This is a genomic window from Burkholderia sp. Ac-20379 (genome assembly GCF_017104645.1).
Classification (GTDB): domain Bacteria; phylum Pseudomonadota; class Gammaproteobacteria; order Burkholderiales; family Burkholderiaceae; genus Burkholderia.
Genome location: NZ_JAAGPF010000466.1, coordinates 1 through 4,175 on the forward strand (window position 1 = coordinate 1; position 4,175 = coordinate 4,175).

The window sequence follows — 4,175 nt, forward strand, 5'->3', positions numbered from 1 at the left end:
GCCGCCGGCGCGCCGTCGCTGGCCGATCTCGCCTACACGCTGCAGGTGGGCCGCGAGGCGATGGATGCCCGGTTGGCCATCGAAGCGTCCGACCTGGCGGAACTGGCGGCGGGCTTGCGCGCCTGGCTCGACGGCCGCGACCATCCCGGCGTGCACGGCGGGAGCGCGCGGGCCAATCGCGAGCTGCTCGCGCCGCTCGCGGGCGACGAGGACAGCGTCGAGATGGCGCGCCGCTGGATCGCGCGCGGCCGCCTCGACAAGGTGCTCGGCTTGTGGGTGCTCGGCTGGGATGTCGATTGGCAAAGCCTGCCGCGCGGCGTGGCGCCGCGTATCGTCGGCCTGCCGCTCTATCCGTTCGCGCGCGAGCGCTACTGGTTGACGGCGGCAGCCGCGCCGACGCTCGAGCGCGCGCTGTCGGCGGTGCTCGATGCGCCCGGCGCGCCGCCCACGCGGGCGGATCTGCTGGCGCATCACGAGCGGCTCGAACGCGAGTTGGCGGCGCTGGTTCGCGCGCAATTGCACGCCTTGGCGGGCGCGCCGCTCGTGCCCGCCTACACGGCCTGGCGCGACGCGGTCGACGCCTTGCTGCGGCAGGCGGGCGGCGCGGACGACCCTGCCGATCCCGATCGTGCCTGGCAGGCATGGGAAGCCTATCGGCGCGATGCCGAAGCGCACGGCGGCCCGCTGGCGCAGATCGCGCTGGCGGAAACCACGGTGCGCGCCTTGCCGGCCATCCTGAGCGGCGCGACGCAGGCCACGGCGGTGATGTTCCCGTCCGGATCGCTGGCTCAGGTCGAGCGCGTCTATAAGGAAAATGCGGTCGCGGCGCGGTTCAGCGCGCGGCTGGCCGAGGCGGTGGCCGCGTTCGTGCGCCATCGTCGCGAGATCGATCCGGCCGCGCGGCTGCGCGTGCTCGAGATCGGCGCGGGCACGGGCGGCACCAGCGAAAAGGTGTTCGCCGCGCTGGCGGACGATCGCGACGCGCTGGCCGAATACCGCTTCACCGACGTGTCGCGCGCGTTCCTGATTCGCGCGCAACGCCACTATGCCGACGCGATGCCCGCGCTGCGCACCGCGCTGTTCGACGTCGAGCGGCCGCTGGCGGGGCAGGACGTGGAGGCAGGCGGTTACGACCTGGTGATCGCCGCGAACGTGCTGCACGCCACCCGCGACATGCGCACGACGCTCGACAACGTGCGCGCCACGCTCAAGCCGGGCGGCCTGCTGCTGCTCAACGAAACGAGCGCGGCCACCGTGTTCACGCACCTGACGTTCGGCCTGCTGGACGGCTGGTGGCGTTTCACCGACGGCGCGCGCCGGATTCCCGGCTCGCCGTCGCTCACGCCCGAAGGCTGGCGGCAGGTGCTGGCGGACAGCGGATTCGCGACGACCGGCACGACGCCGGAGCGCGAGCATGCGCTCGGCCAGCAGATCATCGCGGCGGCGCGGATGGCTGTGCCGGGCGAGGCGGTGGTTTCGGCTTCGGCTTCCGCGCTGGCATCGGTACCGCAGTCGGCCACATCGGCCACATCGGCTACATCGGCTGCATCGGCTGCATCGGGCCACACCGCGGCGCGCGCCGTCCCGCAAGCGGCGCGCCCTGCCGCGTCGCGCGCGGCTGGCGGCAGCGGATTGCGCGGCACGATTCTTCGCGCGCTGGGCGAGACGCTGAACGTCGCGCCCGAGTCGATCGACTTGCGCACGCCGTTCGCCGATTACGGCCTCGATTCGATTCTCGGCGCCGAGTTGCTGGCCAAGCTGCGGCCCGCGCTCGGCATCGAGCTGGCCGTGACGCTGCTGTTCGATTACAGCACCGTGCTGCAGCTCGAAGCCGGGCTGGCCGACGCGCTGGCCCAGCGTGGCATGGCGATCCCCGACGATGCGGCGGAGCGCCCCGCGCCCGAGGCCGAGGCCGTCCACGCGGCGGCTCAGGTTCACGACGCGCACGATGCGCATGACACCGGCGCGACGCCGTCCGCCGGTTCGGCCGACGCCGAAGCACGCGCAAGCGCAAGTACCGGCGAGCCACCGCCTGCGGCCCGTGCCGCTTCCGCGCCGCACGTCCGCGAGCCGATCGCGATCGTCGGCATGAGCGGGCGCTTCGCCCAATCGGCCGATGTGGACGAGCTCTGGGCGCATCTGCTGAACGGACGCGATCTGGTCACGCCCGCGACGCGCTTCGATCTCGATACGCCGTATCGCGACGCCGCGCCCGGCACGGTGTGCCGCGCCGGCAGCTTCCTCGACGACGTCGCGCGGTTCGATGCGCTGTTCTTCGGCATTTCCGGCCTCGAGGCCACCTACATGGATCCGCAGCAGCGGCTGTTCCTGGAGGAAGCCTGGAAGGCGCTCGAACACGCCGGGCACGCGGGCGAGGACATGGCCGGGCGCCGCTGCGGCGTGTTCGTCGGCTGCAGCGCGGGCGATTACCAGGAACTGTTCCGAACCCAGCCGCCGGGCCAGGCGTTCTGGGGCAACACCAGTTCGCTGATTCCCGCGCGGATCGCGTATTACCTCGATTTCAAGGGGCCGGCGGTGGCGGTCGATACCGCCTGCTCCAGTTCGCTGGTGGCCCTGCATCTGGCCTGCCAGAGCCTCTGGAGCGGCGATTCGGAGATCGCCCTGGCGGGCGGCGTGTTCGTGCAGTCCTCGCCGCGCTTCTTCCTGTACGCGAATCAGGCCAACATGCTGTCGCCGTCCGGCCGTTGCGCCGCGTTCGGCGAGGGCGCGGACGGCATCGTGCCCGGCGAGGCCGTGGCGGCGCTGGTCCTGCGGCCGTTGTCGCAGGCGCTGGCCGACGGCGATACCGTGCTCGGCGTGATCGCCGCGAGCGGCACCAACCAGGACGGCACCACCAACGGCATCACGGCGCCGAGCGCGCTGTCCCAGGAGCGGCTGATCCGCCGCCTCTACGACGACGCAGGCATCGACCCGCTCAGCATCGGCATGATGGAGGCGCACGGCACCGGCACGGTGCTCGGCGATCCGATCGAACACACCGCGCTGACGCGCGCGTTCGGGGCCGATACCGGGCAGCGCGGCTTCTGCGCGCTCGGTTCGATCAAGGCGAACCTGGGCCATGCCACCACGGCGGCCGGCGTGGCCGGCGTGGTCAAGATCCTGCTGGCGCTCGGACACCGGACGCTGCCGCCCGCGATTCACGTCGGACGCGGCAACCCGGCGATCGACATGGCGGCCAGCCCGTTCTTCATGAACGCGCAGGCGCAGCCGTGGCCGGCGCACGACGCGCCGCGCCGCGCCGCGATCAGTTCGTTCGGCTTCAGCGGCACCAATGCCCATGCGGTGATCGAGGAAGCGCCGCGGCAAGCGCACGTGCCGGCCGCGTTGCCGGCCTATCTGGTGGTGCTGTCGGCGCGCAGCGAGGCGGTGCTGCGGCGGCAGGCCGAGCGCCTGCTCGCGCGTCTCGAGCGCGACCCGGCGCTGGCTTGCGGCGACCTTGCCTTCACGTTGCTGGCGGGGCGCAAGCATTGCCAGCATCGCCTCGCGGTGGTGGTGCGCGATGCCGCCGAGCTGGCGGCGCACCTGCGCGGCTGGTTGAACGCCGCGCCCGATTCGGCGGTGCGGGTGGCGGCGCTCGACGAGCGCGATCCGCACGACGGCGTACTGCCCGATTCCCCGGGCAGCTTGCTGATCGAACGCCTGGCCGATGGGGCCGGCGGCGACAGCCAGGCCTACCGGCAGGCGTTGAGCGATCTGGCCGGATGCTATCTGGCCGGCGAGCGTCTGCCCTACGGCACGCTGTTCGGCACGCATCGCATGCGCCGCATTCCGTTGCCGACCTATCCGTTCGAAGGCAAGCGCTACTGGGTGGACGGCGCGTCGCCGAAGGCTGGGGAAACGTCCAAGCCCGCGGTTGAGGCTGGGGCGACATCTGCGGCTGGGGCCGCGCTTGGGGCCGTGGCTGCGGCTGCGTCCGGGACGGCGTCCAAGCTCGCTTCCGACACCGTTTCCGAGGCTGCTTCCAAGACTCTTTCCGAGGCCATTTCCAAGGGCGTTTCCGAGGTCGCGTCCAAGATCGCATCCGAGGCCGCGTCCGAAGCCGCTACCCCGGCCGTCGAGCCGGATCCGGCCCGGTCGCGGCACGATCCGGCCGTGGCTGCGCCGGTCGTCGCGCAGCCCGAGGCGGCCGCGACGCCGTCGCGCGTGAGGCTCGC

General features: G+C 72.5%; 1 protein-coding gene. It reads left to right on the forward strand.

Annotation, left to right across the window (positions count from 1 at the left end):
* Window positions 1-4,175 (forward strand): beta-ketoacyl synthase N-terminal-like domain-containing protein (locus G3N92_RS31415; RefSeq protein WP_206131430.1); only part of this gene is annotated, 4,175 nt, incomplete at both ends.